At 66.2% G+C, this 3,679-nt stretch carries 2 protein-coding genes and 1 pseudogene; 2 read left to right on the plus strand and 1 reads right to left on the minus strand.

Translation table 11 applies throughout. The features are described from left to right. The coding region (locus AC5JJ6_RS04205; protein WP_496040846.1) for a 3-hydroxybutyrate oligomer hydrolase family protein at positions 1-2,053 on the minus strand (2,053 nt) is incomplete at its 3' end. A 289-nt stretch (positions 2,054-2,342) separates the two neighbouring features. Here AC5JJ6_RS04205 and AC5JJ6_RS04210 point away from each other — a divergent pair. Beyond that, positions 2,343-3,458, plus strand: a complete 1,116-nt coding sequence (locus AC5JJ6_RS04210; RefSeq protein WP_496040847.1) for a helix-turn-helix transcriptional regulator — start codon at positions 2,343-2,345, stop codon at positions 3,456-3,458. A gap of 4 nt (positions 3,459-3,462) precedes the next feature. After that, positions 3,463-3,679: pseudogene (locus AC5JJ6_RS04215) on the plus strand (hypothetical protein); the annotation flags it as partial.

Here is a 3,679-nt window from a genome sequence, read left to right on the forward strand (position 1 = left end):
CCGGGATCGACAGTTCCACCCCGTCGAAGCGGATCAGCGCGTCTTCGGCTGCCTCCCGGCGGATCGTCGGCAAGTTGGCTTGGCCGATCGCCCGTGCTCCGGGACCGCGCGGAACGGTGCGGACGACCTGGCTGGGCGGCAGGGGCGCGCCGTTGACCAGATGGTCCCACATCAGGTCGAGCGCCTGGAAAAAATAGTGGTGCAGCGGGACATAGCGGGTGTCGAAGCCGGGAAAGGCGTTGAAGGCGTCCAGATGGCCGGCATTGGTCACCTCGTAGTATCGGACATCGCCGGCGTCCGGCGTCTTCTGGGTCGAGGCATAGTATGGACGCGAGGCGTGGTTGGGCGGGATGATGCCGTCGGCCCTGCCGTTGACGATCACGACGGGCTTGCCGCGCAGACCGCCGGTTGCCCGGATCTCATCCAGGCTGGCGCGGAAGCCTTCCGACGGATCGGTGGCGAGGCCACGCAGGCAGAGCGCGCCGGGAAGGTTCTGGTCGGGAGTCGATGACCGGTCCTCGCGCGGACCGCCGGGCGCGTTGTTGTTGATCAGGACGACCTTGCCGGTCGGGGGTATCCCGCTACCCATGGCGAACAGGTCGGCGGCGGCGGCAGGCGGCAGCGCCGCCGGGACGCCCCTCTCGGCGTAGGCGAAGCTGTAGCCGCACAGGTTCCGCTCGACGCCCGCTTTGGCATAGGCGTTGGCGTAGGTGACGGCGATGGATTGCGGCACGAAGAAGCTGCCGTAGGCCGGCTGAAGGAAATTCTGCTCCGGCAGGATGCCGTAGCCGTTGATGACCTCCAGCGCTTCGGCCGCCTGTGCCTGCACCCCAGCGGACTTCAGCAGCCCGTTCCGGAACAGACCTTCGCACCGTCCGGCGGAGGCTCCCGATCTTAGCGGAGCATCCGGGACCGCGAGCGCCGCGCAGGGCCCGTAAAGGTTGACGAGCGTGATGGTGTCGTAGAGCGGCCGGCTATGGGACCGCAGCGGCGGCCGGCCGCCCTGACGGATCGTGAAGGACGGATCGTAGACCGGATTGACGTTGGGTTCGGAAACGGCGACGCCGTCGATCAGGCCGGACCGGTCCGTCTCGGCGGCCCGCAGCGACGCTCCGCCGCCGTTCGACACGCTGGAGGCGATGACGACGGTATTGGCCGGGACATGCCGCCGGCCATTGGGGCCGGGATGATGGATGTTGAGGATGGCGAAGGCCAGTTCGATGGAGTCCAGCACATCCCGGCCCCAGCGGCCTTCGGGATTGCCGCCGGAATGGGCGTGCTTCCAGGCGAGCCGGTTGGGAAACGCGGCGTTGAAGGCGGTGCGCGCCGCCTCGTCCAGCCCGGCGCGGAAGTTGACGCGATCCGGGCTGGACGAGGCGGGCGCCCGCTCGCCGGTGATCAGGGTGACGGTATCGGCAGACAGGTCGTGGACGCCCATGCCGGTGCCCTTATCGGTATAGGCCACCGCACAGCCCCGCTTCAGCCCCCATTCCCCCGCCGTGGCGACGGCGCCGTAGACCCCGCGCGATCCGCTGGAAGGAGCCGTCACGATACAGGTCTGGCCGATGCCGAAGCTGTCGGGAACCTGGACCATGATGGTGACGCCCCTGCCGTCATCGTGGTCGGCCAGAGCCAGATACTCATGGCCCGCGATCATGCCCAGACCGCCGATCCCGACGGCCGGCCCGTACAAGGTCCCGTAGCCTCCCCCCGGCGTCATGTCCACCAGGGCGCGGTAGTTGGCGTGGATTGCACGGGTACGCAGTTCCGCCGCCATGGGGTGCGAAGGATCGGCGAAGGCGGGGGGAATGGGATTGGCGAGACCGGCGGAGCCGAGGCCGCCGGTCAGCAGGTCGTCTGTCCTGCCGTCGTACCGTTCATGCAGGATGCCGCCCCGGACGAAGCCCGGAAGGTCGTCGCCCGGAGCATCGCCGCCCGGCGTGTCCAAGCCGGCACAGCCCGCGAGCAGGGCGGAGCCGAGAAGAGACGCCGTGAAGATTGAGCGAACGGCCCGGGACCGTTTCGTCCGACATGCGATCCTCATCCCGGTCATTCCACTCCATCCGTCGATCCTCCATCCTGACACCCCGGCGGAAGCCTCGCCAAGCCGGCTCCCGGCTTTGACACCATCCCTCCGCCAGCTATGCTCAATGGAGTAGTTCCATAGAAGGAACGGCCGATACCCGGTCCTGCAGTGATGGTAAGAGTTGAAGCCGGCACGACAATCCCGTTACACAAGTCTGAACCGAATATTTCGACCATCTTTCTCGTACCGGCAAAGGGCAATATAAACATTGCAAAAATTTGTCGCTAATTTTAGCCCGCAGCATACGGAGACATCGTTGGTCTTTCGGCTGCGACTGGAAGACTGTGTCGATCGCTTCGACAAGCTGCGTCTGGCCGTCCTGTCGGGTCCGGCAGGGATCGGCAAGACCACCCTGCTCGCCCGCTGGCATACCATCGCCGGGAACCGGGGCATGGCTGCCGGCTGGCTGTCGCTGCACCGCTCCGGCCATGACTACGGGCACTTCCTGAACGACCTTGGCAATGCGCTGGAACCGGTGGCGCCCGGCTTCGCAGGATATCTCAGGGCCATGCAGGCGCCTGCGCTCAGCGGTGCGCTGCCGGCCTTGCTGAGCGGGCTGGACAGGACCGGCAAGACCGCCGTCCTGTTTCTGGACGACTACGAAGCGGTGAGCGATCCCGCCATCCACCGCGACGTCAACCTGCTGCTGAGCGCCCTGCCCCGGCAGGTCATGCTGGCGGTGGCGAGCAGGGTCGAGCCGCCTTTCCCGCTCGCCCGGCTGCGGGCCTGCGGCGGATTGCTGGAGCTTCAGGCATCGGACCTGCGCTTCACCCTGGACGAGGCGCGCTACTACCTGACCCGCGTCCAGGCGCTCGACCTGACGGAAGACCAGGTTCGCGACGTCACGCGGAAGACCGAGGGGCGCATCTCCGGCCTGCAAATGGCCGTCCTGACGCGGCGTCTGATGACGGGAGAGCGCAATGCCCTTCCGGAGGCCCATCACCGCGCCGGCGGCTGGCTGGGACATCCGGATGCGGGGCCGTGCGGCGACCTGCCGGGACGCACCGATCGGGAGATGGTGCTGAGGGGCTTCGCCGCCGTTATGGTCGGCTATGCCGCAGGAGCTGCGGGAGATCTGGAAGCGGCGATGGCGCAGTGCCGCGACGCCATCGAGATTTCAGGCAAGGTGCTGGAAACGCTTCAGCCCGAGCCGGGGAAACAGGCGTCCCAAGCCGCCGACGGGCTGCATCACCGTGAGATCCAGATCCTTCGGCTGGTGTCGGAAGGTCTCCGCAACCGCCAGATCGGGGAACGGCTGAGGATTTCCGAGGATACGGTGAAATGGTACCTCAAACGGCTGTTCGCCAAGCTGTACGTGACCACGCGTACCAGCGCCGTCGCCCGTGGGCGTGAATTGGGGTTGCTGCCGTAGGTCTTTGGAGAATAATCAGAACGCCACCCTTTCGGGTGGTGTCACCACCTCCCCCTTGTCCCTAACTTCACGCAAAATCCAGGACATCCGCCTCAAAGGTTTTGGCGCCTCAAAGGTTTTGGGATGTCCGATAAGGGGAGGCGCAATGGACGGGGACAATATTCTGGAAACCCGAAGTCTGACCAAGGAGTTCAAGGGTTTCATCGCGGTAAAGGACGTCA

It is taken from the genome of Skermanella sp. (assembly GCF_059503625.1).